This is a genomic window from Microbacterium sp., from assembly GCF_032084865.1.
Taxonomy (GTDB): domain Bacteria; phylum Actinomycetota; class Actinomycetes; order Actinomycetales; family Microbacteriaceae; genus Microbacterium.
The window spans coordinates 1-1,888 of record NZ_DAMDLU010000235.1; the positions used below are offsets into that span (position 1 = coordinate 1).

General features: G+C 71.0%; 2 protein-coding genes and 1 pseudogene. All 3 read right to left on the bottom strand.

Annotation, left to right across the window (positions count from 1 at the left end):
• Positions 1-778 (bottom strand): RDD family protein (locus RT309_RS14900; protein WP_313358296.1); only part of this gene is annotated, 778 nt, incomplete at its 3' end.
• Positions 775-1,488: a hypothetical protein gene (locus RT309_RS14905; RefSeq protein WP_313358298.1), complete on the bottom strand. Its 714-nt coding sequence runs from the start codon at positions 1,486-1,488 to the stop codon at positions 775-777. The genes RT309_RS14900 and RT309_RS14905, both read right to left, overlap by 4 nt.
• Positions 1,485-1,888 (bottom strand): annotated as a pseudogene (locus RT309_RS14910) (serine/threonine protein kinase); the annotation flags it as partial. The pseudogene RT309_RS14910 and the gene RT309_RS14905, both read right to left, overlap by 4 nt.

Below are 1,888 nucleotides of genomic sequence, written 5' to 3' on the forward strand. Positions count from 1 at the left end.
CTGGCGCGGTGGGCTGGAGCGACGTCATCCGGCGGTGCGCGCCGATCACGCCGCCCGACAGTCGTCCCGACGGCGTGTACTCGGCAGGGGCGTCGCGCTCGACGGGCGTGGCGAGCGAGGGAAGCGCGGGCCCGCGCTCGTGCTCGGTGATCCGCACCGACTTGCGGGCGATGCGCATGCGCTTCACGTCGTACGGGTTGAGTCCGCTGCGCGCGTCGACCAGCCATGTCGCCCCGGCCTGGTCGAGCCAGCTGCGGCCGCGGCGCTCGGAGTCGAAGAACGGCGAGAGCGCCACCACCAGCAGCGGTCCGAGCAGCGGCAGCAGGACCGACAACGACAGCACCAGATAGCGCACGACCGCACCGCGCCAGAAGCCGGGGCGTTCGAGAGTGCGCACGTTGACCGCACGCAGACCGAAGATGGCCTTGCCCGCGGTCACGCCCTTCCGCCCCAGCAGCACGAGCTGCAGCACGATGAACACGGTCGCGAGCACGTTGCCGACGGCGAGTGTGACGATCGGCCAGACCAGCGCGCCGTCGGACAGCATCGTCCCGACATCGCCGGCGCCGCTGACGATCTCGACGAGCGCCGGCGTCGCCACCAGCATGGCCGGCAGGGCGAACAGCACGAGGATGAGCAGCTCGATCAGCGTGGCCATCGTCCGGCGCCCGAAAGGCGCGGGAAGCAGGCCGAGTGAGGCAGCGTACGCGGGGTCGGGATGCCCGGCGGCGTCGAGTCCCTCGATCTGCTTCTCGCCGTCGTCGATCTCCCAGATCAATCCAGCTCTCCTTCGGGTTCGCTCTGGGGCGCGTCGAGCATGACGAGGTCTTCTCGCGTGACCAGTCGCGAGGCGACCGCGTGCTCGACGAGCCGGGCGCGCCGGTTCGTGGCGAAGCTGCGCTGTCCGCCGCGCATGCCGGGCACGCCGATCCGGTCGAGCTTGTCGCACACGTTGTCGAGCTTGCGGTTGAAGCGGGTCACGGTCCAGCCCAGGCGCTCCGCCGCCTTCGACGAGCTGGGGATCTCGCTCATCCCCGTTCCGTCGCGACGCAGCTGCGGCTCGGCGAGGGCGAGGATGAGCAGCTTCTGGCTCTCGGTCAGCGGCACGGCGCCGATGGTCGACGCACCGTCGCCCTCGGTCTCGCGGCGGATCGCGCGGAACGCCGGCTCGGCGGAGTGCACGGTCATCTCGTAGGTGGTGGGACCGGCGGTGAAGACGATCGTCGTGCGCTCGAACACGAGCGGCAGACGCGCACCCGGAGCCAGCCAGGCCTGCACGCCGCCCGCCGAGTCGGTGACGGTCGCCGAGAGGCGGCTGCCGATGTTCGTGAGCCACCACAGACCGTCGTCGTGCGCGATCTCGAGGAAGTGCCGGTGCAGGAAGAGGTTGTCGTCGAGTTCGAGGTCGCCCTCCCTGCCGACGGTGAACGCCGTCGACGTGTCGACGGGGAAGTACTCTCCTGCGAACTCCACGGTCACGGCGGTCATTCGACGCACCCCCTCACTTCCTGCGCGGATCGGCGATCGGCGCGCACCAGGCTGACGTCGATGCACGTGCGGCCGGGATGCGGCCCCTCGAGCGTCACCGTCGTCTTCTCGGTGGTCTGCGCCTGCATCGTGCCGTCGAGCGTCACCTCGGCCCAGATGTACGAGTCGCCCTCTTCGGGGCTGGGGTTGCTCCACGTGAACGTCACCGCGTCGCCGCTGCGCGTGCCGGTGAGATCGTCGACCGGGGGGACGATGCCCGAGATGACGTCCTGCGGGGCGGGCTCTTCGTCGTCGGCCGGTGCGGCGCTGGGCCGTGCGGCCGTGCTGAGGCTGCCACCGACCCAGATCCCGCCGCCGATCACGACGACGAGGGCGGCCGCTGCGGCCCACAGCCACGGGC

What these genes read in the sequence shown, in the direction of transcription:
- RT309_RS14905 (WP_313358298.1), bottom strand. Translation starts at nt 1,488, where the DNA reads ATGACCGCCGTGACCGTGGAGTTCGCAGGAGAGTACTTCCCCGTCGAC.